The following is a 26,673-nucleotide window of genomic DNA, read 5'->3' on the forward strand; positions in this document are numbered from 1 at the left end:
TTAACGTGGGGGCAGAACGATAGCCTGCCGCCCGATGAACGGTTCGATGGCTTGCGCAACGCGGCACACATAACAGCGGCAAGCCTGCTTTATTTCTTATCCAGAGGCCTTCGGCCGACTTTCAGGAGTGATAATGCAGGTCTTACACGTATGTTCTGAAATGTTCCCCCTGCTGAAAACGGGCGGACTCGCAGACGTGGTTGGCGCGCTGCCGGCGGCGCAAATCGCCGAAGGCGCCGATGTTCGGGTGCTATTGCCCGCTTTCCCTGACGTACGCAACGGCATACCCGACACCGTGCTGGTGGCGGAAATCGACTCGTTCGCCGGCCGGGTAGGCCTGCGTTACGGCACCTACCATGGCGTGGGCATCTATCTCATCGATGCGCCCTGGCTGTATGACCGGCCGGGCAGCCCGTACCACGATCAGTCCATGTACGCCTACCCCGACAACCACCGCCGCTTTGCGCTGCTGGGCTGGATGGCCTGCGAGCTGGCCAAGGGGCTGGATCGCTACTGGCGCCCGCAGCTGGTGCATGCCCACGACTGGCACGCCGGTCTTAGCTGCGCCTATCTGGCCGCCAACGGCCACCCGGCGCGTTCGGTGTTCACGGTGCATAACCTGGCCTATCAAGGGCTGTTCTCCGCCCATCACGTGACCGAGCTGTGGCTGCCGGCGTCGTTCTATAACGTCTATGGCCTGGAGTTCTACGGCCAGATGTCGTTCCTCAAGGCCGGGCTGTTTTATGCCGACCACGTGACCGCCGTCAGCCCGACCTATGCGCGTGAGATCACCCGGCCGGAGTTCGGCTACGGCATGGAGGGGCTGCTGCAGGAGCGGCAGCGGCAGGGCAGGCTGAGCGGCATCCTCAACGGGGTGGACGACAAGATTTGGGATCCGGCCCACGACCCGCGGCTGAGCGCCCGCTATGACGCCGACGATCTGAAAAGCAAGGTCAAAAACAAGCTGCATCTGCAAAAGGCCATGGGGCTGAAGGTGGACGAATCACTGCCGGTGTTCGCGGTAGTGAGCCGATTGACCAGCCAGAAAGGCCTCGATCTGGTGCTGCAGGCGTTGCCTGAACTGTTGGCGCAGGGCGGGCAGCTGGCGCTGCTGGGCGCTGGCGATGCGGTGCTGCAACAGGCGTTTCTGGCCGCCGCCGCCGACTACCCTGAACAGGTCGGCGTGCAGATCGGTTATCACGAATCCTTCTCCCACCGCATCATCGGCGGCGCCGACGTCATTCTGGTGCCGAGCCGCTTCGAGCCCTGCGGCCTGACTCAGCTCTACGGTCTGAAGTACGGCACGCTGCCGCTGGTGCGCCGTACCGGCGGGCTGGCGGACACGGTGGTGGACTGCGCGCTGGAGAACCTGGCCGACGGCACTGCCAGCGGATTCGTGTTCGACGATTGCGACGCCGTCGCGCTGGGCAACGCCATCCGCCGCGCCATGGTGCTGTGGAGCCGGCCGAAACACTGGCGCCACGTTCAGCGCCACGCCATGAGCGTGGACTTCGGCTGGCCGGTGGCGGCGAAAGAGTATTTATCGCTTTATCAACGCTTGTAGCCCGCGTTTCGCGTTTCGGGTTGACGCGCGGCGGGCAGCCGTAAGGGTAGATTGTCGGGGCGCGGCGTGCCGCGTCCATGTTCAGCGGAGCCCGCTATTCCGCGGCGAATGGCGGGGCTCCCCACAAGGGATTAAAAAGCCATGACTTCACCGTTTAGTTACACCTCACCTACGGTCAGTGTGGAAGCGCTGAAACACTCCATCGCCTATAAGCTGATGTTTATCGTCGGCAAGGATCCGGCCATCGCCAACCGGCACGATTGGCTGAACGCCGTGCTGTTCGCGGTACGCGATCGCATGGTGGAGCGCTGGCTGCGTTCCAACCGCGCCCAGCTGTCTCAAGACGTGCGGCAGGTGTATTACCTGTCGATGGAGTTCCTGATCGGCCGCACCCTGTCAAACGCGCTGCTGTCGATGGGCATCTATCAGGATATCGACAACGCGCTGAATGAGATGGGGCTGAACCTGGCGGAGCTGCTGGAGGAAGAAAACGACCCCGGGCTCGGCAACGGCGGCCTGGGCCGGCTGGCGGCCTGTTTCCTCGACTCGCTGGCGACGCTGGCGCTGCCGGGGCGCGGCTACGGCATTCGTTATGAATACGGCATGTTCAAGCAGAACATCGTCAACGGCCAACAGATGGAGTCGCCGGACTACTGGCTGGAGTACGGCAATCCGTGGGAGTTTCCGCGCCATAACACCCGCTACAAGGTGCGCTTCGGCGGCCGCGTGCAGCAGGAAGGGGCCAAGGCGCGCTGGCTGGAGACCGAAGAGGTCGTGGCCATCGCCTACGATCAGGTGATCCCCGGTTTTGACACCGACGCCACCAACACGCTGCGGTTGTGGGGCGCGCAGGCCAGTAATGAGATCAACCTCGGCAAGTTCAACCAGGGCGATTACTTCGCGGCGGTGGAAGACAAAAACCACTCGGAGAACGTGTCGCGCGTGCTCTATCCGGACGATTCGACCTCGTCCGGGCGCGAGCTGCGGCTGCGGCAGGAGTATTTCCTGGTGTCGGCCACGGTGCAGGATATTCTCAACCGCCATTGGCTGATGCACAAAACCTTCGACAACCTGGCGGACAAGATCGCCATTCACCTCAACGACACCCACCCGGTATTGTCGATTCCGGAGCTGATGCACCGGCTGATCGACGAGCATAAATTCAAGTGGCTCGACGCCTGGGAAGTGGTGGAGCAGGTGTTCTCTTACACCAACCACACGTTGATGAGCGAGGCGCTGGAGACCTGGCCGCTGGATATGATTGGCCGCATCTTGCCGCGCCATCTGCAGCTGATTTTCGAAATCAACGATCACTTCCTCAAGATGGTGCAGGAAGTGGCGCCGGACGACAATGATCTGCTGGCGCGGGTCTCGATCATCGACGAAACCAACGGCCGCCGGGTGCGCATGGCGTGGCTGGCGGTGGTGGCCAGCCACAAGGTCAACGGCGTTTCCGCCCTGCATTCCGAACTGATGGTGCAGTCGCTGTTCGCCGACTTCGCCCGGCTATTCCCGACCCGTTTCTGCAACAAAACCAACGGGGTGACGCCGCGCCGTTGGTTGGCGCTGGCCAATCCGCCGCTGGCGGCGGTGCTGGACGACTGCATCGGTCAAACCTGGCGCACCGATCTCAGCCAGCTGAGCGAGATCCAAGCCAACGTCGATTACCCGAGCTTCCTGCAGGCGGTGCAGCGCGCCAAACGGCAGAACAAGGAGCGGCTGGCGCTGTACATCGCCAAAACGCTCAACGTGGTGGTCAACCCGGATGCGTTGTTCGATGTGCAAATCAAGCGCATCCACGAGTACAAACGGCAGCTGCTCAACGTGCTGCACGTCATCACGCTGTATAACCGTTTGCTGGCTGACCCTGACATCGAGCGCGTGCCGCGGGTGGTGATCTTCGCCGGCAAGGCGGCCTCAGCCTACTATGCCGCCAAGCAGATCATCCGTCTGATCAACGACGTGGCCAAAGTGATCAACAACGATCCGCGCGTGCATACCCAACTGAAGGTGGTGTTCATCCCGAACTACGGCGTCAGCCTGGCGCAGATCATTATCCCGGCGGCGGATCTGTCGGAACAGATCTCGCTGGCGGGCACCGAGGCCTCGGGCACCAGCAACATGAAGTTCGCGCTGAACGGCGCGCTGACCATCGGCACGCTGGACGGCGCCAACGTCGAGATGCGCGAGCACGTGGGGGAGGAGAATATCTTTATCTTCGGCAATACCGCCGAGCAGGTTGAGGAACTGCGCCGCAACGGTTACAACCCGCGCCAGTACTATGAGCAGGATCCGGAGCTGCATCAGGCGCTGACGCAGATCGCCACCGGGGTGTTCAGCCCGGAAGAGCCGAAACGCTATGGCAATTTGTTCGACTCGCTGGTCAACCTCGGCGATCACTATCAGCTGTTGGCGGATTACCGCAGCTATGTGGACACGCAGGACAAGGTGGACGAGGTCTATCTCAATCAGGACGAGTGGACGCGGCGCGCGGTGCTGAATATTGCCAATATGGGCTACTTCTCATCCGATCGCACCATTCAGGAATACGCGGATGAAATTTGGCACATTAAGCCGGTGAAGCTGTAAAGCGAGAGAGGAAAAAAGCAAAGGGCCGGATAACCGGCCCTTTTTCGTTACGCTGCAGCTCAGGAAGCCAGAGACAGCGCTTTCGTTTTCGCGTGTTCCGCCAGCCAGGCTTCTACTCGCGCCTGCTGCGCTTCGTCCAGCCACATGCCCAGCTTGGTGCGGCGCCAGATGGCGTCGTCCAGCTCTACGACCCACTCTTTCTCGGTCAGGTAGCGCAGCTCGGCTTCATACAGACCGTGGCCGAAATCTTCGCCCAGATCGGCGAGGCCGTTGGCGCCGGCCAGGATCAGCTCGCTCTGGCTGCCGTAGGTGCGGGCATAACGGCGCGCCAGGGCTTCCGGCAGCCAGCCGTGCGCACGGCGCAGTTTGGCCGCGTAACCGTCGCGGTCGCCGTCGATGTCACCGCCCGGCAGCGTGGCGTTTTTGGTCCACGCCGGGCCGCAGCCTGGGTAGTAGTGGGCCAGTTTTTCCATCGCATGTTCGGCCAGCTTGCGGTAGGTGGTCAGCTTGCCGCCGAACACCGACAGCAGCGGCGCTTTGCCCTGCTCATCGTGCACGTCCAGCGTGTAATCGCGGGTGATCGCCTGCGGTGAATCGGATTCGTCGTCGCACAGCGGACGCACGCCGGAGTAAGTCCAGACGATGTCGTCGCGGCCCAGCTGCTTCTTGAAGTGGTCGTTGTACACTTTCAGCAGATAAGCGATTTCGTTCTCGTCGATCTTCACGTCTTTCGGATCGCCTTTGTACTCCACGTCGGTGGTGCCGATGATGGAGAACTCGTCATTCCACGGGATCACGAACACGATGCGGTGGTCTTCGTTCTGCAGAATGTAAGACTGCGGCTGATCGTGCACGCGCGGCACCACGATGTGGCTGCCTTTGATCAGGCGGATGCCGTAAGGCGATTTCAGCTTCAGGCCGTCGTCGAAGAAGTTTTTCACCCACGGGCCGGTGGCGTTCACCAGGCCTTTGGCGCGCCAGGTGAAGGTTTTGCCGCTGTCGATATCGACCGCTTCCACCATCCACAGGCCGTTTTCACGCCATGCGCGGGTCACTTTGGTGCGGGTGCGCACTTCGCCGCCGCGTTTTTCCACTTCCTGCGCGTTCAGCACCACCAGGCGAGCATCATCAACCCAGCAGTCAGAATATTCGAAACCGCGCTTCAGTTCAGGCTTAAGCACCGACTCTGGTCCAAAGCGCAAACCCTTGCTGCCCGGCAGGCTGGTGCGTTTACCCAGGTGATCGTACAGGAACAGGCCGATACGGATCATCCAGGCCGGACGCAGGTGCGGCTGGTGCGGCAGGCGGAAACGCATCGGGAACGCGATGTGCGGCGCCAGTTTCAGCAGCACTTCACGCTCGGCCAGCGCTTCGCTCACCAGACGGAATTCGTAGTGTTCCAGGTAGCGCAGGCCACCGTGGATCAGTTTGGAACTGGCGGAAGACGTAGCACAGGCCAAGTCTTGCGCTTCCAGTAGCAGTACCGACAGCCCGCGCCCGGCAGCATCCGCCGCGATGCCGGCACCGTTGATGCCGCCACCGATAACGATCAAGTCTTTGGTTTCCACGTCATCTTCCTCCAGATGTTCGAAATAGCTCTTTCATGTTCGTTTTCGCTCATGATTGTAATCAAAAACCAACAAGCAAGCCAAGAGTTAACCAAACAAAAACATTTAGGCGTGATAGAGGTAACAGTTTGGTGATGATAGTCACACAAATGGTATGGATATGGCGTGGGCGCGCAAACGGCTGTCGATGAGGGGTGCCTGAAGGGATGAAACGGGGCGGCGGCGCGCCCCGCAGGTTAAGGCCGGATCAGCACAGCTCCAGCTGCACGTCGTACTGTTCGATGATTTTCATCACGCTCGGCGGCGGCAGCTGGTCGGTAAACAGGTAGTCGATCAGGTTCATGTTGCCCAGGTTGACCATGGCGTTGCGGCCGAATTTGGAATGGTCGGTCACCAGCATCACGCAGCGGGAATTTTCGATAATCGCGCGTTTGGTGCGCACTTCGTGATAGTCGAATTCGAGCAGCGAGCCGTCCATATCGATGCCGCTGATGCCGAGAATGCCGTAATCGAGACGGAATTGGGAGATGAAGTCCAGCGTGGCTTCGCCCATGATGCCGCCGTCGCGGGTGCGCACTTCGCCGCCGGCCAGGATCAGGCGGAAGTCTTCTTTGGCGGTCAGCAGGGTGGCGACGTTAAGGTTGTTGGTGACCACACGCAGGTTCTTGTGGTTCATCAGCGCATGGGCCACCGCCTCCGGCGTGGTGCCGATATCGATGAACAGCGTGGCGCCGTCCGGGATCTGGCTGGCGACGCGCTGCGCGATGCGGGCCTTCTCTTCCGACCACATCACCTTGCGATCGTTATAGGCAGCGTTGACCGAGCTGGAAGGCAGCGCCGCGCCGCCGTGGTGACGCTGGATCTTGTTCTGGTCGGCCAGGTCATTCAAATCGCGGCGAATCGTTTGCGGGCTGACGTCAAAATGTTCGACCAGCTCTTCCGTGCTGACGTAACCCTGCAGGCGCACCAGCTCGATAATTGCGTCATGACGCTGTGTTTGCTTCACGATAATCCCCTAAAACGCCCGCTATGCCCATTGGGGCATAGCTCCCGGCTGTTATTGTTCGTTGTGTGCGCGATGACGCGTATCCCAAAATGCCATCAATAACCCTAACACTAAACCGGCTATGTGTGCCGCGTTGGCGATCGACATTCCTAAAATATCGAAATATCCGGCCACCAGCCACAGCACCGAGAACACCATCAGGCCTCGCGGCAGCATCAAGCCGCGCTCCGGCGCCCGTTCGCCCGACAGCCACACATAGCCCATCAGCGCATAAACCACGCCAGACAGCCCGCCGAACAGCGCGCCGCTGAACAACGATTGCGCCCAGCCGCTGAAGAACGCCGACACCACCGCCAGCACGAACAGCTTGCCGGCGCCGAGGCGTTTTTCCATCTGGCCGCCGAGATACCACCACCACATCAGGTTAAACAGGATATGCAGCAGGGAGAAATGCAGGAACGCATGGCTGACCCAGCGCCACAGCTGCGTGTATTGGCTGCTGTCCTGCGGCCAGGAGAGCCAGTACATCACGGTATCGTCGCCCAGCGCCTGCATCAGAATATAGACCGCGATGCACAGCACCATCACGCCGAGCGTCAGCGGCCCGGCCTTGCTGCGCAGGGTGTGCAGGTAGGATTCGCTCTGATAATGCAGGCCGGCGTCGGTATGGCCGGTCTGCCAGCTGGCGGCCTGATAACGGCGGTTGAGCGGATCGGCCAGAAACTGCTGCAGCTCGTGTTGCACCTGCTCGAGGTGACCGTCGTCGGCCAGCCAGATTTCCGCCGCCTCGCCGCTGTTGCGCAGCTCAAGCCGGATGCCCTGGGTCGCCATATAGTCGACAAAGGCCAGCGCCAGGCGCGGGTTGGATATGGCGATTACTCTAACCATTGCTCTTCCGTCGTAAGTGAATGATTTTGGCCGCGACTTGCTCGCCGGCGACCCTGACGGCCGATTATAACGTCGAAATCCTGAGCGCTGGCAAACGGATCTGCGAAAAACCCGCGAAAACGCGCACAAAAACGAAAGGGAAGCCCGCCGATGCAGGGCGGGCGGCGGGGATCAGGCAGAGGTTTCCACGTCTTGCGGATACTGGCGGGCCCAGGCTTCGAAGCCGCCGTCGATGCTGTAGACCGCGTCGAACCCCTGGTGCAGCAGGTACTGCGCCGCGCTGCGGCTGCTGTTGCCGTGGTAGCACATCACCATCACCGGCCGCTCGAAGTCGTTTTGCTGCATAAAGGCCGACAGGGTGGCGTTGGTGAGGTGAAAAGCGCCCGGCGTATGCCCGGCTTCAAAACTTTGCGGATCGCGGATGTCGACCAGGGCGGCGCTGCCCTCTTTCCAGCGGGTGTACGCCTGCTCAACGTTGATCGCTTCGAACTGTTCCATACTGCTGACTGCCTCGTAATAGGGGGACGCCGCTATTGTAACCAACTCTGCGGCGTTTAAGACCAGAGGGATATCAGGGTTTTTACGCGCCGTAGCCCATCATTTTCAGCAGTTGCTGCGCCTGCTGCACCGCCTCCTGGCGATGGGCCACGCCCAGTTTCTGGTACAGATTGCGGATGTGCGTCTTGATGGTGGTGGCCGCCACGTCCAACTCGCCGGCGATCTGGTCGTTGCTGTAACCGGAATAGATCAGCCCCAGCACCTGCCATTCGCGTTGGGTCAGCGGGCTGGTGCGGATCAGTTCCGGCACCTGCGGGTGGGTCAGCAGCTTATCGACGAAGTTCTCGTCAAAATGCGCGAACTTGTGCCGATGATGCTGGTTGATGTCGCGCAAGATACGCTGGGCGCGATGCTGTTCCAGCTCCGGCAGCGTGTTGAGCTGGATCAGCTGGCGCAACTGCTGCGCCATCGCTTCGCCCTCGATGACGAAGTGGCTGATAAAACCGGTGCGGTTGGCCAGCGACAGCGCTTCGATCAACGCCTGCTGCGCTTCGCCTTTGCGCTCTTGCAGCCAGTAAAGCTGGTTGCTGAGCAGCAGATTGCGGTTGAGATCGCTCACCAGTCGCAAGCGGCGAGCGTTTTCGTTCAGTTCATCCAGCACCACGCCGGCCTCTTCATACTGGCCGAGCAGGATCTGCACCCGCGCGATGTTGCGCCATTGGCCCTGCGTGAAATGGTTGTCCGCCATGCCGGGTTTTTCGGTATGACGCAGCCACTGGGCGGCGGCGGCGGTGTCGCCGGTCATCTGCCAGTGGATCACCCGCGATTTGTCGGTGTTGGTCAGCCAGTCGCGATGATAGTGCGCGCCGTGCAGCAGGGTTTCGCAGCGCTGCAGATGGGTGTTGGCGTTGTCCAGATCGCCGCGCGCCAGCGAGCATTTGGCCAGCATGGCGATGCACTGCAACTGCTGTTGCGGTTGGTAGTTAGCCAGGATTTTCAGCCCGCTGCGCGCCGCGTCTTCCGCCTCGTCCAGCCGCGACCACGACCACAGGATCTGGGCGCGGATGCGCAGCAGGAACTCGTGCATCGGCAGCTGTTCCAGGTGCTGCTCGCGGATCAGTTCGAACGCCTTGTCCTGGGTTTCGTAAGCGGCCTGCAGGAAGCCTTGGGCGATAAGGATTTCGCTCTGCTGCAGCAGCGCCCAGAGCGCATAATGGTTGGCCTGATGGCGTCGCGCCATCTGCTCGGTTTGCTGCATCATCGGCAGCGCGCGCGCCAGTTCGCCCTTGCAGTGGTGCACTTCGCCGGTCACCGAGGTGGCGACGATGCGGCTGTAGTAGCTGGACAGCGGCAGGAATTTCAACGCTTCGGTCGCCAGCCGTTCGGCCTCTTCCGGTTTACCGGCGTTGATCGCCACCTGGGCGCGCAAGGCGTCGAACTCGGCGTGCAGCGTTTGGTCTATTTCGATTTTCTGCTCGCGCATGGTGCGCTCGGCGCGCTCCAGCAGGGTGTTGACCTCACTGTAGCGGTGCTGGCTCTGCGCCAGCCAGGCCTGCAGCAGCGCCAGCTTGGGGTTTTGGATCAGGCGCTCATACGGCAGCGCGTTGAGGCATTCCTCCAGCAGGGCCAGTTCGCTGTGGTGGAACAGCGACCAGGCGTGTTGCAGCAGGATATCGCGCAGCATGCTGACGTCGCTGGCCGCCAGCGCGTGGTGAATGGCCTCCGCCGGATACCCCAGCGCCAGCCAGCCCTCGGCGGCGGCGCGGTGCAATCCCGGTAGTTCCAGCGCCAGTTCCCACTGGCAGCGCTGGCGTAGGAAAGAGGCGAACAGCGGATGGAAGTTGAACCATTCGCCGGTGTCGTCCATGCGGTGGATAAACAGCCCCTGGCGCTCCAGCTCCTCCAGCCGTTGCTGGCCGTTGTCTTCGCCGGTCAGCCGCACGATCAGCGCGTCGTTCATCGAGCGCAACACCGAACAGCGCAGCAGGAAGGCGCGCGCATCGGCATCAACGTGATCCAGCACTTCGTCCACCAGATAGTCGGACAGGTGACTGGCGTTCAGCCCCGCCAGCCGCTTGGCCGACAGCTGAGCCGATGAGGCGGATTGGCGAGCCGACAGCGCGATCAGCTGCAGCGCGGTGGCCCAGCCTTCGACTTCGTCGCACAGGCGGCTGCTGTCCTGCTGTTCCATCGGCGCCGCCAGGCGGCAATCGAAGAACTGTTTGGCTTCCTGATGGGTGAACGCCAGCTGCTGCGTGCCCATTTCCAGCAGCTGATCGCGCACCCGCAGGTTGGCGATGCCGAGCGGCGGCAGAGTGCGCGAGAGCAGGATCAGCGTCAGGTTTTCCGGCTGATGGCGCAGGAAAAAGCGCATGGCTTCATGGATGGCGTCGTTGGTGATCAGGTGGTAGTCGTCGATCACCAGGTACAGCGGCTGATGCCAGTCGGCCAGCTCGATAAACAGTTGGGCGAACAGCGCCGACAGGCTGGCGTACTGGTGTTTCTGGCTCAGCGCCTCGCTCTTGACGCAGCGGCCGCCGCTGGCCTGCTGCAGGGCGGCGATCAGGTAGCTGGCGAAGCGCTCCGGCTGGTTGTCGCTCTCATCCAGGGAATACCAGCCCAGATCGGCCTTGCCGGCCGCCCATTGGGCGATCAGCGTGGTTTTCCCGTATCCCGCCGGGCAATTGACCAGTGTCAGACGATAGTTGCCCGCGCTGGCCAGTTTGGCCAGCAGGCGATCGCGGATCACGGTATTTTGCAGCCGTACCGGGCGGCTCAGTTTTGATGGGATCAGCATAGTATTCCAGGGTATAAATCGCGGTTCCCGCCGGGATTGGAGTGGCGCTAATTATTTTATGGTTCGTAATTAATAGCTCCCCCTAACTTCTGCCAACCCTAAACGTATTGCAACAAGCTTCCGCATCGGCTTGGAGTTAAGTTGCTATCGATCACACTTTTTTACGTTTGGCGCCGGCGTGCGGCGATGCGGTGGCGGATCGCATTTCCGGCCATGGACAAAACTTCAGCAGCGCGAATACTTGTGCTAACGTCAGGGTTAACGTTCTCAGTGCTCGCCGCACGCGTTGGCGGGCTTTTTTGCATCGTTGCAAGGGAGTCAAACAGTGCCTGAGATCACAATTCCAGCTACGCCCCAATCCTCCTCCCCAGCTAATCCCCAGGCGGGATGATGCCGTCAGGCTTTCTCACCGGCACGATAGCGGCAATTTGACCCACTTACTGGATAGAGAGTTTCCCTTATGTCACAGCCTACGCTCAAGAAGGATGCTTTTCTGGCGGCGCTCGCCCGTCAATGGCAACGGTTCGGCCTCAGTTCCGCACAGCAGATGACGCAACATCAATGGTGGGAAGCCGTCAGTGCGGCGCTGGCCGAGCAGTTGGCCGCGCAGCCGGCGCCGCGCAAAAGCGCCAAACCGCTGCGCCACGTGAACTACATCTCGATGGAGTTTCTGATCGGCCGGCTGACGGCGAACAACCTGATCAACCTGGGCTGGTACGACACCGTCGAGCAGGCGCTGGCCGAGCAGAACGTCAAGCTGGCGGATCTGCTGGAGCAGGAAACCGATCCGGCGCTGGGCAACGGCGGATTGGGGCGGTTGGCGGCCTGTTTCCTCGACTCGATGGCGACGGTGGAACAACCGGCCACCGGCTATGGGCTGAATTACCAGTACGGGCTGTTCCGTCAGTCGTTCCGCGATGGGCAACAGCAAGAGGCGCCGGATAACTGGCAACGCGAGAGCTATCCGTGGTTCCGTCACAACGCCGCGCTGGCGGTGGACGTGGGCATCGGCGGCAAGCTGGAAAAGCAGGCCGACGGCCGCGAACTGTGGCGCCCGGCCTTCACCCTGCGCGGCGAAGCCTGGGATTTGCCGGTGCTGGGGTATCGCAACGGCGTGGCGCAGCCGCTGCGTCTGTGGCAGGCGACTCATCAGCATCCGTTCAACCTGAGCGATTTCAACGACGGCAAGTTCCTACAGGCGGAGAAGCAGGGCGTAGAAGCCGACAAGCTGACCAAGGTGCTTTACCCGAACGACAACCATCAGGCCGGCAAGCGCCTGCGCCTGATGCAGCAGTATTTCCAGTGCGCCTGCTCGGTGGCGGACATTTTGCGCAAGCACCATCAGGCCGGCCGCAAGATTGAAGAGCTGCCGAAGTACGAAGTGATCCAGCTGAACGACACCCACCCGACCATCGCCATTCCGGAAATGCTGCGCATTCTGCTGGACGAGCACCAGCTGGAGTGGGAGGCGGCCTGGGCGATCACCAGCAACACCTTCGCCTATACCAACCACACCCTGATGCCGGAAGCGCTGGAATGCTGGGATGAAAAATTGGTGCGCAGCCTGCTGCCGCGCCATTTCTCCATCATCAAACAAATCAACGCCAGGTTTAAAAAATTGGTGGATAAGCACTGGCCGGGCGACGAGGCGATGTGGGCCAAGCTGGCGGTGCACCACAACAAGCAGGTGCGCATGGCCAACCTGTGCGTGGTCAGCGGCTTTGCGGTCAACGGCGTGGCGCAGCTGCATTCGGATCTGGTGGTGAAAGATCTGTTCCCGGAATACCACCAGCTGTGGCCGAATAAATTCCATAACGTCACCAACGGCATCACGCCGCGCCGCTGGCTGAAACAGTGCAACCCGGCGCTGTCGGGCCTGATCGATGAGACGCTGAAGGTGGAGTGGGCGAACGATCTCGACGCGCTGCGCGGGCTGGAGAAATTCGCTGACGACGCGGCGTTCCGCCAACGTTATCAGCAGATCAAACGCGACAACAAGGTGGCGCTGGCCCAGTACGTGCACGGCGTGATGGGGTTGACGCTCGACCCGGACGCGATCTTCGACGTGCAGATCAAACGCCTGCACGAGTACAAACGCCAGCACCTGAACCTGCTGCACATCCTGTCGCTGTATCGCCAGCTGCGCGACAACCCGAACCTGGACATCGTGCCGCGCGTGTTCCTGTTCGGCGCCAAGGCGGCGCCGGGTTACTACCTGGCGAAGAACATCATCTACGCCATTAACCAGGCGGCCGAGAAGATCAACAACGATCCGCTGGTGAAGGATCGCCTGAAAGTGGCGTTCATCCCTGACTACCGTGTGTCGGTAGCCGAATTGATGATCCCGGCGGCGGATATCTCCGAACAGATCTCCACCGCCGGCAAAGAGGCTTCCGGCACCGGCAACATGAAGCTGGCGTTGAACGGCGCGCTGACGGTCGGCACGCTGGACGGCGCCAACGTCGAAATCGCCGAGCAGGTGGGCGAAGACAATATCTTTATCTTCGGCAATACCGTGGAGCAGGTGAAGGCGATAGTGGCGAAGGGTTACGATCCGCTCAGCTACCGCAAGAAAGACAAGCACCTGAAGACGATTCTGGACGAGCTGGCGAGCGGTGCCTTCAGCCACGGCGACAAGCACGCGTTCGACATGATGCTGCACAGCCTGCTGGAAGGCGGCGATCCCTACCTGGTGCTGGCGGACTTTGCCTCGTACTGCCAGGCGCAGCGCCGGGTCGACGAGCTGTATCGCGATCGGGACGAATGGACGCGGCGGACTATCCTTAACACCGCGCGCGTCGGCATGTTCAGCTCGGATCGCTCGATCCGCGATTATCAGCAGCGTATCTGGCAAGCCAAACGTTAAGGAGAGCGAATGGATCGCAAGCGTATCGATCAGGCGGCAGCGCAGGCGGGGATCGCTGCCGATTTTATCAATGCCCACGGCAAGCGGCAGGCGATTGAACCGGAGACCAAGCGCAAGCTGTTGGCGGCCATGAATCGGGCCGATGGCGCGCAGGAAGGCGCGGCATCACCGTTACCGGCGGTCAAGGTGTTCTATCAGGGCGCGCCGCTGGCGTTGACCCCGGCGGGTGAAGGCGAGTACCTGTGGGCGCTGCAGCGTGAAGACGGCGAATGCCTGCAGGGGCGCGTCGGCGCGCGCAAGACCCTGACGCTGCCCGGCGATCTGCCGATGGGGTACCACCAATTGACGCTGAGCCAGGGCGAGCAGCAGTGGTCATGCCGAGTGATCGTCGCGCCGAGACGCTGCTTCGAGCCGGACGCCTTGCTGACCGGCAAGAAGCTGTGGGGGGCCTGCGTTCAGCTGTATACGCTGCGTTCCGATCGCAACTGGGGCATCGGCGATTTCGGCGATCTGCGCCTGATGGTGGAAGAGGTGGGTGAGCGCGGCGGTGCCTTCGTCGGCCTCAATCCGATCCATGCGCTGTATCCGGCCAACCCGGAGAGCGCCAGCCCCTACAGCCCCTCGTCGCGCCGCTGGCTGAATCTGGCGTATATCGACGTCAATGCGGTGGAGGATTTCCAGCGCAGCGACGCGGCGCAGCGCTGGTGGCAGAAGCCGGCGACGCAGAAGCAGCTGGCCAAGGCGCGCGCCGCGGAGTGGGTGGACTACACCGCCGTGATGCAGCTGAAGCTGGCGGCGCTGAAGCTGGCGTTCCCGCTGTTTCAGGCGCGCCAGCCGAACGACGCGCAGCGTCAGGCGTTCGAGCAGTTCGTGGCTGAGGGGGGCGACAGCCTGTATCAGCAGGCGGCGTTTGATGCGCTGCATGCCCATCTGGCGGCCAAAGACGCCAGCCAGTGGGGCTGGCCGGCCTGGCCCGAGCGCTATCGGCAGGGGCAGAGCGACGCGGTGCGGCAGTTTTGCGCCGAACATCAGGACGCGGTCCGCTTTTACCTGTGGCTGCAATGGCTGGCGGCCACCCAGTTCGCGCAGTGTTTTGACCAGAGCAGGCAGCAGCAGATGCCGATTGGCCTGTATCGCGATCTGGCGGTCGGGGTGGCGGAAGGCGGGGCGGAAACCTGGTGTGACCGTGAGCTGTACTGCCTGAAAGCGTCGGTCGGGGCGCCGCCGGATATTCTGGGGCCGCTGGGGCAAAACTGGGGCCTGCCGCCGATGGATCCGCACGTGATGGCGGCGCGCGGGTATCAGCCGTTCATCGATCTTTTGCGCGCCAACATGACCAGCTGCGGCGCGCTGCGCATCGATCACGTCATGGCGCTGCTGCGGCTGTGGTGGATCCCGTATGGCGAAACCGCCGGTCGCGGCGCCTATGTCAAATACCCGGTGGACGATCTGCTGGCGGTGCTGGCGTTGGAAAGCCAGCGCCACCGTTGCATGGTGATCGGCGAGGATCTCGGCACGGTGCCGGTGGAGATCGTCGGCAAGCTGCGCGACAGCGGCGTCTACTCCTACAAAGTGCTCTATTTCGAAAGCGACGGCGAGCACCATTTCCGTGCGCCGCAGGCCTACCCGGTGCAGGCGATGGCGACCATCACCACCCACGATCTGCCGACGCTGCGCGGCTACTGGCAAAGCGACGATCTGACGCTCGGCAATCGGCTGGGCCTTTATCCGGATGCGGAGATCCTGCGGGCGCTGTTCGCCGATCGGGAACGCGCCAAACAGGGGTTGCTGGACGGATTGCATCGCTATGGCTGCGTGCCGCAGAAGGTGGGCAAGAAGGCGGCGCTGCTCGGCATGAGCCCGCTGCTCAACCGCGGCCTGCAGCGCTATGTCGCCGACAGCGCCAGCGCCTTGCTCGGCCTGCAGCCGGAAGACTGGCTGGATATGGCCGATCCGGTCAATATTCCCGGCACCAGCGATCAATACCCTAACTGGCGGCGCAAGCTGACCCAGACGCTGGAGGAGATGTTTGCCGACCCGCACATAAACCGCTTACTGAAGGATTTGGACAAGCGGCGCCGCAAGGTGTCGGTGGGCTGAAAACGACAATGCCGGAACGGGTTCCCCCTTCCGGCATTATGTTATCTACCGTGGCGCGAACGCCGGGTATCAATAGTAGGAGTGCTCGCCGCGCTGGTGCTCGGTCAAATCACGCACGCCCTTCAGCTCCGGGAATTTCTGCAGCAGCTCTTTCTCGATGCCTTCTTTCAGCGTGACGTCCACCATCGAACAGCCGTTGCAACCGCCGCCGAACTGCAGAATAGCCATGTTGTCGTCGGTGATCTCCATCAGCGTTACGCGGCCGCCGTGGCCCGCCAGCTGCGGGTTGATCTGCGACTGCAGCACGTATTCCACGCGCTCCATCAGCGGCGCGTTGTCATCGACCTTGCGCATCTTGGCGTTCGGCGCCTTCAGCGTCAGCTGAGAACCCAGCTGGTCGGTCACGAAGTCGATTTCGGCGTCTTCCAGATACGGCGCGCTCAGCTCATCGACATAGGCGGACAGTTTGTCGAACTTCAGTTCGGTATCCGTCGCTTCTACCGCGTCCGGCGGGCAATAAGAGACACCACATTCGGCCGTCGGCGTGCCCGGGTTGATCACGAATACGCGGATTTGGGTGCCTTCTTCTTGATTTGCCAGCAGTTTGGCAAAGTGTTCCTGTGCAGCATCTGTTATACGGATCATAGCATTAGCTCAATAGTTGACTTCTATAGTCGGTTATAATACGCCCATTGCCGTGGCACTACAACGTGCGGCAAACGCACCATATCTGCACCGAAGCGGCGCCTTGCCGCCGCAGCAGCGCCGCGATCGCCGCGACGGTGCTGCCGGTGGTCACCACGTCATCCACCAGGGCGATATGCCGGCCGGCGACCGGCACGGTACAGGCGAACGCGCGCTGCAGATTGCGTCTGCGGGCAGAGGCGCTCAGCCGCTGTTGCAGGGCGGTTTTGCGCACCCGGCGCAAGGCGGCGGGCCGATAGGCGCAGCCCAGCCAGCGCGCCAGCGGCCGGGCCAGCAGATCGCTCTGATTATAGCCACGGCGCCAGCAGCGTGATGCATGCAAGGGTACCGCTAAAATCAGGTCGGGTCTGTTCAGATACTGCTCTCTTCGCGCCTGCTGCCACCGCAGCAGCATCAGGCGCGCCAGCGTCGGCGCCAGCTCGGGCGCGCGGTGGAACTTGAACCTTTTTACCAGTTGGCTGAGCGGAGCAACGTAGTCGCCGACGAACACCAGCCGCTGCCAGGGCGGCGGCCGTTGCAGGCAGCGGCCGCAGGGCATTTGCGTCTCGCCGGCGGGCAATCCGCAGCGCGGGCAACACGGAGGGTTGACCGGCAGATGGCGCAGGCAGCAACTGCAGATGCCATGACGCACCAGGCGCAACGGCTGTCGGCATAGCCAACAGCGGCTGCGGATTGATAGCATAGGGCCTCCGACACGGATAAGCATGAAAGGACAGTAACCAATGACAGCGCTGTACTGGCAAACAATAGGCGAAGGCGAACGCGATCTTGTGCTGCTGCACGGCTGGGGATTGAACGCCGAAGTATGGAGTTGCATCCAGGCGCGACTGACGCCGCATTTTCGCCTGCATCTGGTCGATCTGCCGGGATACGGCCGCAGCCAGGGGGTCGGCGCCCTGTCGCTGGAGCAGATGACGGATATCGTGCTGGCGGCCGCCCCGCCGCAGGCCTGGTGGCTTGGCTGGTCGCTCGGCGGGCTGGTGGCCAGCCAGGCGGCGCTGATGCAGCCCGGGCGGGTCAAGGGGCTTATCACCGTGGCCTCCTCGCCATGTTTTGCCGCTCGTGATGCGTGGCCGGGGATCCGCCCGGACGTGCTGAGCGGTTTCCAGCATCAGCTGAGCCTGGATTTCCAGCGCACCGTCGAGCGCTTTCTGGCGCTGCAAACGCTGGGTACCGAGAGCGCGCGTCAGGATGCGCGCCAGCTGAAAGCGGTGGTGCTTAACCAGCCGACGCCGAGCGTCGAGGTGTTGAACGGCGGGCTGGAGATCCTGCGCACCGCCGATCTGCGCGCGCCGCTGGCGGAGTTGAATTTGCCGCTGCTGCGGATCTACGGTTATCTGGACGGGTTAGTGCCGCGCAAGGTCGCCGAGCTGCTCGATGCCGCCTGGCCGAATTCTGCGTCGCAGATCGTGGCCAAAGCCGCCCATGCGCCGTTTATCTCTCATCCCGATGAATTTGTGACGATGATCGAAGCGTTTATTGCAGCACATTGAATGCAGCGGGAAAACGCACGATAGAGCGCGAAAAAAAACGCTGCCGGGTGGATAAAAGACAAAGCTGTTCAATACTTAGTGAGTCAATGCGTTGGCTGGAAAATGAAAAGACCGCGTGCGGCGCTTTTCATTTTGGCGTTTCGTCTCTGGGAAACGGGCCCCGTCAGGGAAAGCAACGAGGCCTGAGGATGTCGCGGCAGCCTGCGGTACTACGCATGGATTTTTGACGGCTTTCATAACAGATAAATTATCCATTGAGAGGTTAGTGTCATGAAATCATTGAAGATGATTATTGCAGCGGCAGTGCTGGGTTCGGTGTCTTTCGGCTCCATGGCGGCAACCCTGCTGACCAAGGAAGATCTGGATAAGAACCCGGGTAAATACGAGAAGATCGGCACCGTCACCACGACGGCGGAAACCACGTCACCGATGGACGCCAAGGAAGAGCTGTCCAAACTGGCTGACGAAAAGGGCGGTCAATACTACGTGATCCTGGCAGGCCGCGAACACGGTAAATTCAGCGCCATCGCCGAAGTTTACAAAGACAAACAATAAGCCTTGAACGGTAATGGGGCGCCCGTCATTGGCGCCCCTTATCTTCAGGCTTTCAGTCGATAGAACACCGTGCTGCACCCCTGGCTCTGCGGGCAGCTTTTGCAGCCGCCGCTCAAACAGGCGCCGTCATCCTGTTCGATGCGCTCCACTTTCCCCATCGCCGTCAAACGATCCAGCATCGCCTGCACCAGTGGCAGCGGCGTCGCCAGCGATTGGCTGAGCTGCTGCGCCTGGGCGCTGCCGCGCAGCGCCAGCGCATCGCGCAACTGCAGCAGCCCGGCCATCAGTGACAGCTCCCTTTGGCGCCCTGACAACAGGCCGCCGGCGTGGCGTTGCCCAGGCGAACCGTGACGCGGCTGCGCGCCCGGCGCAGGCCGAACAGCACCAGCAGATTCACCAGCACCACCGCCAGGATCGCCGTCAGGCTGTACTGCGGGTGTTGGTTGAAGGTCGCCGCTTGGTAGAACAGCGTCGCCAGCGAGTAGGCCACATTCAGCCCCCACAGGATGGAGAATGTCATCCAGCCGCGGCTTGATTCGCGGGCGATGGCGCCCATCACCGAGACGCAGGGCACATACAGCAGCACGAAGATCAGATAGCTGTAGGCGGAGATGCCGGAGCCGAATTTGCTGCTCATCACGCCCATCGAGCCGACGCCCATCTCGCCGTCGCCCTTGCTGGCTTCGATCGGGTTGGACAGCACGCTCAGGCTGAAGGTGTTTTTCAGGCCGTCCCAGGTTTCCTGCAGCGCGCCGCCCAGCTCATCGAGCAGGTTGAAGTTGGCGGCGTCGAACGCCTCTTTGTTGATGTGCTCGGCGGTATACAGCGTATTCAGCGTGCCGACCACCACTTCTTTCGCCATCGCGCCGGTCACCAGGCCGACGGTGGCCTGCCAGTTATCGCGGTGGACGCCCATCGGCTGCAGCAACGGCGTCAGCACCTTGGAAACCGTGGCCAGCGCGGAGTCGTTGATGTTGTCGACCGTTTTGCCGCTGAACGAGAAGCTGTTCAGGCCGCCGATGAATATGCTGGCCACCACGATCACCTTACCGGCGCGCAACACGAACCCTTTCAACCGCTGCCAGGTTTGCAGCAGCAGGCTTTTCAGGTGCGGCACGTGGTAAACCGGCAGCTCCATCACGAACGGCGAGGCTTCGCCGCGCATGAGGGTGTATTTGAGTACCAGGCCGGTGAGGATCGCTACCGCGATGCCGAGCATGTACAACGAGAACACCACCCCTGCGCCGTCCTGGCCAAAGAAGGCGGCGGCGAACACCGCGAAGATCGCCAGCCGGGCACCGCAGGACATGAACGGCGCCATCATGATGGTGATCAGGCGCTCGCGTTGGGCGTCCAGCGTACGGGCGCCCATGATGGACGGCACGTTGCAGCCGAAACCGACGATCAGCGGCACAAAGGATTTGCCCGGCAGCCCGAGTGCCTGCATCAGGCGATCCATCACGAACGCCGCACGCGCCATGTAGCCGGAGTCTTCCAGGAACGACAGGAACAGGTACATCATGCCGATCTGCGGCACCAGCGGCAGCACGGTGTTGATGCCGCCGCCGACGCCCTGCGCCAGGAAAACGGTCAGCCAGTCGGGGAAGTGCAGGGTGTAGCCGAGCCACTGAATGCCCTGAATGAAGATCGCCGCCGAGCCGATATCGAAGATCGGCTGCAGCGCGCCGCCGATGTTGATCGCCAGCAGGAACATCAGGTACATCACCAACAGGAAGATCGGTACGCCCAGCCAGCGGTTGAGGATCACTTTATCCAGCATGTCGGTCAGGCGGTTGGGCATCGCCTGCTGCGAGTTGCTGACCGCGTCGCTCAGGGTGGCGATAGACTGGTAGCGCGCGTCGGCGATCACCAGCGCCGGGTCTTCTTGCTGCTGCTGTTGCAACGCCTGAATGGCCGCAGGCAACAGCGCGACGGCGGGACCGGCCAGCCGGTGGCTGTAGATGTCGCCTTCCAGCATCTGCAATGCCAGCCAGCGGCGTTGCACCGCCGGCAGCGTTTGCGGCATGGCGTCGCTCAGCGTGGCGACCGCTTTCAGCAGCAACGGCGGGTAGTTCACCAGCGCCTGCTGTTCGTTGATGCGATGATTGTCGATCATCTGTTTCAGCACGCCGATACCGTCGGCGCGGGTGGAGATCATCGGCACTACCGGGCAGCCGAGGCGCGCCGACAGCGCGGCGACGTCGATATCGATATGCTGGCTTTTGGCGATGTCGAGCATGTTCAGCGCCACGATGCAGGGAATGCCCAGCTCCAGCAGCTGCAGCGTCAGGTAGAGATTGCGCTCCAGGTTGGAGGCGTCGACCACGTTGATTAGCAGATCGGCGTCGCCGCTCAAAATGTAGTGGCAGGCGATCTGCTCATCGAGCGAGGTTTGCTCTGAAATGGTGGTCAGGGAGTAGGTGCCGGGCAAATCGACCAGCCGCACGTCGGACTGCGGGGTAGTGAAATGGCCTTCTTTGCGTTCGACCGTCACGCCCGCCCAGTTGCCGACCCGTTGGCGTGCGCCGGTCAGCTGGTTGAACAGCGTGGTTTTGCCGGAGTTCGGGTTACCGATTAAGCCGATGGTGAGTTTTTTCATAGTTCTGCGTGTCGTCTTCAAGGAGAGCCGCGCCGGCGCAAGGGCGCGTCGGCAAATGGAGGCGCGCCGGTTCAGGACTGGCCGTCGAGCTGCAGCAGCGCCAGATCCTTCCTGCGCAGCACCAGGCTGACGCGGCGAGTTTTTATTTCTATCGGATCGCCCAACGGCGCGACGCGCACCACGTCGAACGAAGAGCCGGGCAGCATGCCGAGCGATAACAGTTTCTGGCGGTAGGCCGGCGCAATTTCACCGGAAAAGCCGACAATCTTATATGTGTGTTTAGGTTGAAGCTGCATGTGATTAACCTTCCGGGTGCCGATGAACATCGGGCTGATGATAATTGGACGTTGCCGGCGAAAATGCCACGCCGTCGGCGGTATTCATCCATAAGGTCATGCAATAAAGTGAGCGCAAATAATAGTAATTATCATTATCGCATTCAATACAAAAGATAGGGGTATTGTAACCAATTATTATGGCGTCGACAGTTTTTGGTTGTGTCGTCTTGATTAATGACGTTTTACCACCGCTTGCGATGGGGAACAAATGAGAATGGCGAGTTAAATCAGTTGCGTATTTGTAGCCGAGTTTTCTCGTTTGCAAATATCGAGGGTTTTTTCCCTTATTTATTTCTGATGAAAGGCAATTCGATAACATTATTCCGCCGTAATGCGAGCGGTAACCATTTGTGTTTCTCTCACAATTGGCGAGATGAAAAATGCGTGTTAACAAAGTTGTTAATAAATGGCTGCAGAAGAAATTTTTGTTGCCTGAATAATGGGAGCGCGGTCACGCAGCAACGGGAAATAAAAAGATGAAGGTTTATTGAGACGGGTCAAAAAATGCCGCAAGTTTTATTCATCGGAAAGGGCGGAGCAGGCTCCGCCCTGTCGGTTCCGACTTAGCGTTTCTTGCCGAATGCCGCCGCCAGCGCGTCGCCCATGGCGCTGTTGCCGGCCGGCGCCGCGTTGCGCGGTTTGGCCTTGTTGCCGCCTGCCGAACGGTTGGCGTTGTCGCGCGTCTGGGCAGGCGCGTTGCCGCCGCGACGCGGTGAACCCTCGCCCGGTTGCTCATCCAGGCGCATGCTCAGCGCAATGCGTTTACGCTGCAGATCGACTTCCATCACCTTCACTTTGACGATGTCGCCGGCCTTCACCACGGTGTGCGGATCTTCGACGAATTTGTCCGCCAGCGAGGAGATGTGCACCAGGCCGTCCTGATGCACGCCGATATCCACGAAGGCGCCGAAGTTGGTGACGTTGGTCACCGAGCCTTCCAGGATCATGCCCGGCTGCAGATCGTTGAGGGTTTCCACGCCTTCGGCGAAGGTGGCGGTTTTGAACTCCGGACGCGGATCGCGGCCCGGCTTCTCCAGCTCTTTCAGAATGTCGGTGACCGTCGGCACGCCGAACTTGTCGTCGGTGAAATCAACCGCTTTCAGGCTGCGCACTGCGGAGGCGTTGCCCATCAGATCCTGCAGCGCCTGCTCGGTGGCGGCCAGGATGCGTTGCACCACCGGATAGGCTTCCGGGTGAACGGTAGAAGCATCCAGCGGGTTGTCGCCGTGGTTGATGCGCAGGAAGCCGGCGCACTGTTCGAAGGCCTTCGGCCCCAGACGGCTGACCTTCAGCAGCTGTTCACGGTTGCTGAAGCGGCCGTTCTCGTCGCGCCAGTTGACGATGTTCTGCGCCATCATGCGCGTCAGGCCGGCCACGCGGGTCAGCAACGGCACCGACGCGGTGTTCAGATCGACGCCGACGGCGTTTACGCAGTCTTCCACCACCGAGTCCAGTTTCTTCGCCAGCTGGCTCTGGCTGACGTCGTGCTGATACTGGCCGACGCCGATGGATTTCGGGTCGATCTTCACCAGCTCCGCCAGCGGATCCTGCAGGCGGCGAGCGATGGACACCGCGCCGCGCAGCGATACGTCGAGATCCGGGAATTCCTGCGCCGCCAGTTCAGACGCGGAATACACCGACGCGCCCGCTTCGCTGACGATCACTTTTTGCGCCCGGACGTCGCCGAACTGCTTTTGCAGGTCGAGATAGAAGCGCTCGGTTTCACGTGAAGCGGTGCCGTTGCCGATGGCCACCAGCTCCACGTTGTGTTTGATGCACAGCGCCGCGACGATGGCGGCGGCTTTCGCCGCTTGCCCGGTGTGCGGGTAGACGGTGTCGGTGGCGACCAGCTTGCCGGTCGCGTCGACCACGGCGACTTTCACCCCGGTGCGCAGGCCCGGATCGAGGCCCATGGTGGCGCGCATGCCGGCCGGCGCGGCCATCAGCAGATCATGCATGTTGCGGGCGAAAACGTTGATTGCTTCATCTTCCGCGCGCTCGCGCACCGTGCCCATCAGCTCGGTTTCCAGGTGCAGCAACACCTTGATGCGCCAGGTCCAGTTGACCACCGCCTTGCGCCAGGCGTCGGCCGGGGCGTTGTTCAGGCGCAGGTTGAGGTGATTGATGATGATCAGCTCCGCCTGGCTTTCGCGCGGCGCTTCCTCAAACTGCGGATCGGCGTTCAGCGCCAGCTGCAGCACGCCTTCGTTGCGGCCGCGGAACATCGCCAGCGCGCGGTGTGAAGGCACCTGAGAAATCGGTTCGTGGTGATCAAAATAGTCGCGGAACTTGGCGCCTTCTTCTTCCTTGCCTTCGACCACTTTGGACACCAGATGGGCGTTTTTCCACAGGTAGTCGCGCACCTTGGCCAGCAGCGCGGCGTCTTCGGCGAAGCGCTCCATCAGGATATAGCGCGCGCCGTCGAGGGCGGCTTTCACGTCCGCCACGCCCTTGTCGGCGTCGACGTAGCGTTCAGCCAGTTGTTCCGGCTGCTGTTGCGGATCCTGCCACAGCGTATCCGCCAGCGGTTCCAGGCCGGCTTCGATGGCGATCTGGCCACGGGTGCGGCGCTTCGGTTTGTACGGCAGGTAGAGGTCTTCGAGTTCGGTCTTGCTCAGCGTGGCGTTGATCGCCCCCGCCAATTGTTCAGTCAGTTTGCCCTGTTCATCGATCGACTTCAGGATGGTCTGGCGACGATCTTCCAGTTCACGCAGATAACCCAGGCGGGTTTCCAGCTGGCGCAGTTGGGTGTCGTCCAGGCCCCCGGTGACTTCCTTACGATAGCGTGCAATAAAGGGCACGGTATTACCTTCATCCAGCAGACGGATGGCGGAGTCGACTTGCTCCGGCCGGGCCTGCAGTTCTGTTGCAATAATGCGGCTCAGTGGGTCATTCATAGGTCTGGTATCTGTATTGAGATCGGTGAATAAACAGGGGACAGTTATACGGATTGATCGGAGAAAATGCCAGCGAAGCGGGCCGCCGCCGCGCGGCCGCGGCATGGAGAACAGCGCAGACGGCGGCGTTGGCGGCGGTTAGGAAAAAGCTGAAAGCTTACTTCGGGTAGTTTATCTCGTTAACGTACCACTGCGCCTCGCCCAGCGGGGTATTGACGGTGGCGACGTCCCCGACCTCTTTTTTCAGCAGGGCGCGCGCCATCGGCGCATCGATGGAGATGTAATCCTTGCGGCCGAAAATCTCGTCGTAACCGACGATGCGAAAGCGTTTGGTTTCGCCGTCTTCGTTCTCCACCTCGACCCAGGCGCCGAAGAACACTTTGCCTTCCTGCTGCGGTGAATAATCGACGATCTTCAACTGCTCCAGGCATTTGGTCAGATAGCGGACGCGACGATCGATCTCGCGCAGCCGCTTCTTGTTGTACTGGTAATCGGCGTTTTCGCTTCTGTCGCCCAGGCTGGCGGCCCAGGTCACTTTCTTGGTCACCTCGGGGCGTTCTTCGCGCCAGAGGTAATCCAGCTCTTGTTTGAGCTTGTCATACCCTTCACGGGTTATCAGTTGAGTTCTCATCGTGATTTATCTTTATGGGGCCACCGCCACAGTGTACGTGAATGCGGGGGGCTTTAGAAATGGCGCGCGGGCCTGTGCCTTGTCGCACGGTTTTTATTCAGTTTGCGCAGCTTTTAACGATCGGGAGTATGCTTAGCGTAGCGGAAAAGGAATGTGACGAAAGGAGGATATCTGGCGAGAGAGACAAGGAATTTTGGCGCACAACCCAACACATTGAAGGTATTACCGCATGGAATTTAAAGATTACTACGCCACGATGGGCGTTGAGCCCAACGCCGATCTGAAAACCATCAAAACGGCCTACCGTCGGCTGGCGCGTAAATATCACCCTGACGTGAGCACTGAAGACGATGCCGAAAGCAAGTTCAAGGAAGTGGCCGAAGCCTATGAGGTGCTGAAGGACGAGGAGCGCCGCGCCGAGTACGATCAGATCCGGCAGCACCGCAACGATCCGAACTTTGGCCGCCAGGCGCGCGGCGATCGCGGCGGCTATCAGCAGAGCGCTTCATGGCACGGCGGCGGCGCCGACGCGCAAGACTTCTCCGATTTCTTCGAAAGCATGTTCGGCGGGCGGGCGGCGGGCGGGCATCGCTCTGCTTCGCACTCGCACGGCGGGCATGGCTTCCGCGGCCAGGATCTGGAGATGGAGGTGCCACTGTTCCTCGAGGAAACGCTGCATGGTCAAAGCCGCGAGATCTCCTACACGCTGCCGGTGTACGACGAACTGGGGCGGCAGGTAAGCGAAGCCAGCAAGACGCTGAACGTGAAAATTCCGGCCGGCGTGGGCGACGGCGAGCGCATTCGCCTCAAGGGGCAGGGCGTTGCCGGCGTGGGCGGCGGCCAGAACGGTGACCTGTATCTGGTCATCCGCCTTGCGCCGCACCCGCTGTTTGAGATAGACGGCCACAACCTGAGCATCGTGGCGCCGCTCGCTCCGTGGGAAGCGGCGCTCGGCGCCAGCATTGAGGTGCCGACGCTGACCGGCAAAATCGCGCTGACCGTGCCGGCCGGCAGCCAGAGCGGCAAACGGCTGCGGGTCAAGGGCAAAGGGTTGGCGGGCAAGAAAGAGCCCGGTGACCTGTACGTTATTCTCAAGGTGGTGATGCCGCCGAAGCCGAACGAGAAGGCCAGCGCCCTGTGGCGGGAACTGGCTGAACAGGCGGCGTTCAACCCGCGCGCGGAATGGGAGTAAAGCAGATGATGAAAAAAGAGATCACATTCACCGTGGTGGAATTGTGTCAGAGGGGGGAGATTTCAGAGGACGAGCTGGTCGAGATCGTCGGCCTGGGCGTTATCGTGCCGCTGGAGCCGGCGCAGCCGCGCTGGGAGTTTGATTATCCGGCGCTGAGCCACCTGCAGCGCGCGCGCAGGCTGCGGGCCGAGCTGGATCTGGATTGGCCGGGGATCGCCATGGCGCTGACGCTGCTCGACCGGGTTGATGCGCTACAGCAAGAGAACCGGCAGTTGCGCCGGCAGCTGGCGCGTTTCCTGCAAACTTCCTGACCCGACAGCTGAACGCCACCGGGCGCTTCCCGGTGGCGAAATTGTGCAAAATTGGGCCGTCACCCCACATTGCGCC

Annotated in this window: 20 protein-coding genes; 8 read left to right on the top strand and 12 right to left on the bottom strand. The window is 61.5% G+C overall.

Translation table 11 applies throughout. The features are described from left to right. Positions 1-133 precede the first annotated feature (133 nt). Both glgA and glgP read left to right on the top strand, forming a co-directional pair. Positions 134-1,564, top strand: coding sequence for a glycogen synthase GlgA (gene glgA / locus JL05_RS05630; protein WP_004930807.1), 1,431 nt, complete (start codon positions 134-136; stop codon positions 1,562-1,564). Positions 1,565-1,705: 141 nt separating this feature from the next. Next, on the top strand, positions 1,706-4,153 hold the full coding sequence (gene glgP / locus JL05_RS05635) for a glycogen phosphorylase (RefSeq protein WP_033631896.1): 2,448 nt from the start codon (positions 1,706-1,708) through the stop codon (positions 4,151-4,153). A 59-nt stretch (positions 4,154-4,212) separates the two neighbouring features. On the opposite strand, the gene glpD is transcribed toward glgP, so the two are convergent. The 5 genes from glpD to malT all read right to left on the bottom strand — a co-directional run bounded on the left by glpD (position 4,213) and on the right by malT (position 10,910). Beyond that, positions 4,213-5,721, bottom strand: a complete 1,509-nt coding sequence (glpD, locus tag JL05_RS05640) for a glycerol-3-phosphate dehydrogenase (RefSeq protein ID WP_033631898.1) — start codon at positions 5,719-5,721, stop codon at positions 4,213-4,215. A gap of 247 nt (positions 5,722-5,968) precedes the next feature. Continuing rightward, on the bottom strand, positions 5,969-6,727 hold the full coding sequence (locus JL05_RS05645) for a DeoR/GlpR family transcriptional regulator (protein ID WP_004930797.1): 759 nt from the start codon (positions 6,725-6,727) through the stop codon (positions 5,969-5,971). 51 nt (positions 6,728-6,778) lie between these two features. Then, positions 6,779-7,615 (bottom strand): rhomboid family intramembrane serine protease GlpG, encoded by an 837-nt coding sequence (gene glpG / locus JL05_RS05650; protein ID WP_015379321.1) that lies wholly within the window; start codon positions 7,613-7,615, stop codon positions 6,779-6,781. Between the two features lie 171 nt (positions 7,616-7,786). Next, positions 7,787-8,113, bottom strand: coding sequence for a thiosulfate sulfurtransferase GlpE (gene glpE / locus JL05_RS05655; RefSeq protein ID WP_004930790.1), 327 nt, complete (start codon positions 8,111-8,113; stop codon positions 7,787-7,789). 82 nt (positions 8,114-8,195) lie between these two features. Further along, positions 8,196-10,910: an HTH-type transcriptional regulator MalT gene (gene malT, locus JL05_RS05660; protein WP_033631899.1), complete on the bottom strand. Its 2,715-nt coding sequence runs from the start codon at positions 10,908-10,910 to the stop codon at positions 8,196-8,198. A gap of 460 nt (positions 10,911-11,370) precedes the next feature. Between malT and malP the strand changes: the two genes are divergently transcribed. Then, positions 11,371-13,776: a maltodextrin phosphorylase gene (gene malP, locus JL05_RS05665; RefSeq protein ID WP_033631900.1), complete on the top strand. Its 2,406-nt coding sequence runs from the start codon at positions 11,371-11,373 to the stop codon at positions 13,774-13,776. 9 nt (positions 13,777-13,785) lie between these two features. Beyond that, positions 13,786-15,876, top strand: a complete 2,091-nt coding sequence (malQ, locus tag JL05_RS05670; protein ID WP_033631901.1) for a 4-alpha-glucanotransferase — start codon at positions 13,786-13,788, stop codon at positions 15,874-15,876. Between the two features lie 69 nt (positions 15,877-15,945). Here the strand turns inward: malQ and nfuA are convergent, their stop codons facing one another. Next, positions 15,946-16,521 carry a Fe-S biogenesis protein NfuA gene (gene nfuA / locus JL05_RS05675; protein WP_033631902.1) on the bottom strand — a complete coding sequence of 192 codons (576 nt, stop codon included), beginning with the start codon at positions 16,519-16,521 and terminating at the stop codon, positions 15,946-15,948. A 58-nt stretch (positions 16,522-16,579) separates the two neighbouring features. Further along, positions 16,580-17,263: a DNA utilization protein GntX gene (gntX, locus tag JL05_RS05680; RefSeq protein ID WP_033631903.1), complete on the bottom strand. Its 684-nt coding sequence runs from the start codon at positions 17,261-17,263 to the stop codon at positions 16,580-16,582. A gap of 40 nt (positions 17,264-17,303) precedes the next feature. Here gntX and bioH point away from each other — a divergent pair, with 40 nt between their 5' ends. Both bioH and JL05_RS05690 read left to right on the top strand, forming a co-directional pair. Continuing rightward, positions 17,304-18,074 (top strand): pimeloyl-ACP methyl ester esterase BioH, encoded by a 771-nt coding sequence (gene bioH, locus JL05_RS05685; RefSeq protein WP_033631904.1) that lies wholly within the window; start codon positions 17,304-17,306, stop codon positions 18,072-18,074. A gap of 270 nt (positions 18,075-18,344) precedes the next feature. Then, positions 18,345-18,629, top strand: coding sequence for a YdgH/BhsA/McbA-like domain containing protein (locus tag JL05_RS05690; RefSeq protein ID WP_004930765.1), 285 nt, complete (start codon positions 18,345-18,347; stop codon positions 18,627-18,629). A gap of 44 nt (positions 18,630-18,673) precedes the next feature. Here JL05_RS05690 and JL05_RS05695 read toward each other — a convergent pair whose 3' ends face one another. From JL05_RS05695 to greB, 5 genes are all read right to left on the bottom strand, one after another. Then, complete coding sequence (locus JL05_RS05695; protein WP_033631905.1) at positions 18,674-18,913, bottom strand: FeoC-like transcriptional regulator; 240 nt, start codon at positions 18,911-18,913, stop codon at positions 18,674-18,676. Further along, positions 18,913-21,228, bottom strand: a complete 2,316-nt coding sequence (gene feoB, locus JL05_RS05700) for a Fe(2+) transporter permease subunit FeoB (protein ID WP_033631906.1) — start codon at positions 21,226-21,228, stop codon at positions 18,913-18,915. Before feoB ends, JL05_RS05695 begins: the two co-directional genes overlap by 1 nt. Positions 21,229-21,299: 71 nt before the next feature. Beyond that, the gene (feoA, locus tag JL05_RS05705; protein WP_004930752.1) at positions 21,300-21,524 is read right to left on the bottom strand and encodes a ferrous iron transporter A; all 225 of its coding nucleotides are present in this window, start codon (positions 21,522-21,524) and stop codon (positions 21,300-21,302) included. Positions 21,525-22,129: 605 nt separating this feature from the next. Beyond that, positions 22,130-24,463: a Tex family protein gene (locus tag JL05_RS05710; protein WP_033631907.1), complete on the bottom strand. Its 2,334-nt coding sequence runs from the start codon at positions 24,461-24,463 to the stop codon at positions 22,130-22,132. Between the two features lie 157 nt (positions 24,464-24,620). Then, positions 24,621-25,094: a transcription elongation factor GreB gene (greB, locus tag JL05_RS05715; protein WP_004930745.1), complete on the bottom strand. Its 474-nt coding sequence runs from the start codon at positions 25,092-25,094 to the stop codon at positions 24,621-24,623. A 229-nt stretch (positions 25,095-25,323) separates the two neighbouring features. Here greB and cbpA point away from each other — a divergent pair, with 229 nt between their 5' ends. Further along, positions 25,324-26,286: a curved DNA-binding protein gene (cbpA, locus tag JL05_RS05720; protein ID WP_033631908.1), complete on the top strand. Its 963-nt coding sequence runs from the start codon at positions 25,324-25,326 to the stop codon at positions 26,284-26,286. 5 nt (positions 26,287-26,291) lie between these two features. Next, a complete protein-coding gene (locus JL05_RS05725) occupies positions 26,292-26,597 on the top strand; it encodes a chaperone modulator CbpM (protein WP_033631909.1) in 306 nt (101 codons plus the stop codon). The last annotated feature ends 76 nt before the right edge of the window (positions 26,598-26,673 follow it).

It is taken from the genome of Serratia nematodiphila DZ0503SBS1, from assembly GCF_000738675.1.
GTDB classification, from domain to species: Bacteria; Pseudomonadota; Gammaproteobacteria; order Enterobacterales; family Enterobacteriaceae; genus Serratia; species Serratia nematodiphila.

Bases quoted from the DNA above. Each gene is read 5' to 3' on its own strand.
- glgA (WP_004930807.1), top strand. From the start codon at position 134: ATGCAGGTCTTACACGTATGTTCTGAAATGTTCCCCCTGCTGAAAACG.
- glgP (WP_033631896.1), top strand. From the start codon at position 1,706: ATGACTTCACCGTTTAGTTACACCTCACCTACGGTCAGTGTGGAAGCG.
- glpG (WP_015379321.1), bottom strand. From the start codon at position 7,615: ATGGTTAGAGTAATCGCCATATCCAACCCGCGCCTGGCGCTGGCCTTT.
- glpE (WP_004930790.1), bottom strand. From the start codon at position 8,113: ATGGAACAGTTCGAAGCGATCAACGTTGAGCAGGCGTACACCCGCTGG.
- malT (WP_033631899.1), bottom strand. From the start codon at position 10,910: ATGCTGATCCCATCAAAACTGAGCCGCCCGGTACGGCTGCAAAATACC.
- malP (WP_033631900.1), top strand. From the start codon at position 11,371: ATGTCACAGCCTACGCTCAAGAAGGATGCTTTTCTGGCGGCGCTCGCC.
- malQ (WP_033631901.1), top strand. From the start codon at position 13,786: ATGGATCGCAAGCGTATCGATCAGGCGGCAGCGCAGGCGGGGATCGCT.
- nfuA (WP_033631902.1), bottom strand. From the start codon at position 16,521: ATGATCCGTATAACAGATGCTGCACAGGAACACTTTGCCAAACTGCTG.
- gntX (WP_033631903.1), bottom strand. From the start codon at position 17,263: ATGCTATCAATCCGCAGCCGCTGTTGGCTATGCCGACAGCCGTTGCGC.
- bioH (WP_033631904.1), top strand. From the start codon at position 17,304: ATGACAGCGCTGTACTGGCAAACAATAGGCGAAGGCGAACGCGATCTT.
- JL05_RS05690 (WP_004930765.1), top strand. From the start codon at position 18,345: ATGAAATCATTGAAGATGATTATTGCAGCGGCAGTGCTGGGTTCGGTG.
- JL05_RS05695 (WP_033631905.1), bottom strand. From the start codon at position 18,913: ATGGCCGGGCTGCTGCAGTTGCGCGATGCGCTGGCGCTGCGCGGCAGC.
- feoB (WP_033631906.1), bottom strand. From the start codon at position 21,228: ATGAAAAAACTCACCATCGGCTTAATCGGTAACCCGAACTCCGGCAAA.
- feoA (WP_004930752.1), bottom strand. From the start codon at position 21,524: ATGCAGCTTCAACCTAAACACACATATAAGATTGTCGGCTTTTCCGGT.
- JL05_RS05710 (WP_033631907.1), bottom strand. From the start codon at position 24,463: ATGAATGACCCACTGAGCCGCATTATTGCAACAGAACTGCAGGCCCGG.
- greB (WP_004930745.1), bottom strand. From the start codon at position 25,094: ATGAGAACTCAACTGATAACCCGTGAAGGGTATGACAAGCTCAAACAA.
- cbpA (WP_033631908.1), top strand. From the start codon at position 25,324: ATGGAATTTAAAGATTACTACGCCACGATGGGCGTTGAGCCCAACGCC.
- JL05_RS05725 (WP_033631909.1), top strand. From the start codon at position 26,292: ATGATGAAAAAAGAGATCACATTCACCGTGGTGGAATTGTGTCAGAGG.